The sequence below is a fragment of the Roseovarius halophilus (ex Wu et al. 2025) genome, from assembly GCF_047086965.1.
This window is the reverse complement of the sequence record NZ_JBKOTX010000503.1, coordinates 1-1012: the sequence shown is the minus strand read 5'-3', so window position 1 is coordinate 1012 and position 1012 is coordinate 1. Positions and strand designations below refer to the sequence as shown.

2 protein-coding genes are annotated in these 1012 nt (G+C 68.7%); both read right to left on the bottom strand.

What is annotated here, in order from left to right:
• On the bottom strand, nt 1–903 hold a 903-nt coding region (locus tag ACH107_RS33150; RefSeq protein ID WP_412509834.1), incomplete at its 3' end, for an adenosine kinase.
• A 10-nt stretch (nt 904–913) separates the two neighbouring features.
• A partial coding sequence (locus ACH107_RS33145; RefSeq protein WP_412508556.1) for an adenosylhomocysteinase occupies nt 914–1012 on the bottom strand: 99 nt, incomplete at its 5' end.

The window sequence follows — 1012 nt, the reverse complement described above, 5'->3', positions numbered from 1 at the left end:
TTGTCCAGCTGGGGCCGCGCCCTGGCCGCGCGCCAGGCCGCCGAGGAACCCACTGGCATAGGCGTCGCCCGCGCCGGTCGTATCGATGACGCGCGGCACGGCGACGGCAGGTATGTGGTGCCGGCCGGTCTCGTCAGCCACCAGCGAGCCCTTGTCGTGCTCGGTCACGGCGGCCACGGGCACGCGGCCAAGCGCCCAGTCGAGCGCGTCCTCGGTACCGTTGGTGCCGGCCAGCGCGTCAAGTTCGTGGTGGTTGCCGATCAGGATGTCGGCATGACGCGAGATGAAGTTCTGCATCACGTCACCGTTGCGCTCAACGCAGCCCGGATCTGACGGGGACAGCGCGATGCGCGCCCCGGCCGCCTCGGCGCGCTGCGCTGCGGTCTCGATCACGGCCGCACCATGCGGTGCGTCCCACAGGTAGCCCTCGATGAAGAGCATGTCGAAGCTCTCGGGCATGGCGTCGGACACGGCCGAGGGCGCGATCGTCGTGGCAGCCCCGAGATAAGTGCTCATCGTGCGCTCACCGTCGGGCGTGACCAGTACGACGCAGCGGCCGGTGCCGGCCTCGTCGGCGGTGCCGTCGGACAGCGGCGCGGCGATGCCGAGCCCTGTCATCTCGTCGCGGAAGCTGCGGCCGAGATCGTCGGCCGCCACCTTGCCGAGATAGGTGCCGGCGAGGCCGATATCGGCGAGGTGGGCAATGGAGTTGGCCACCGAGCCGCCCGACTGGCGCACGCCCGGCCCGACCTCCTCGAAGAGGTCATGGGCCGCTTGCGCGTCCACCAGGTGCATCCCGCCGGTAGTGAGGCCGTGGCGGTCGATGACCGCCTGCTCCACCGTCGCGACGACATCGACCAGCGCATTGCCGAGACCCACGATATGGGGGGTTCTGTCGATCATGTGCTCCTCCTCAATACCTGTAGTGTTCAGGTTTGTAGGGTCCTTTGGGTTTGACGCCGATATACTCGGCCTGGTCGTCGCGCAGCTTTGTGAGCTTGACGCCGATGCG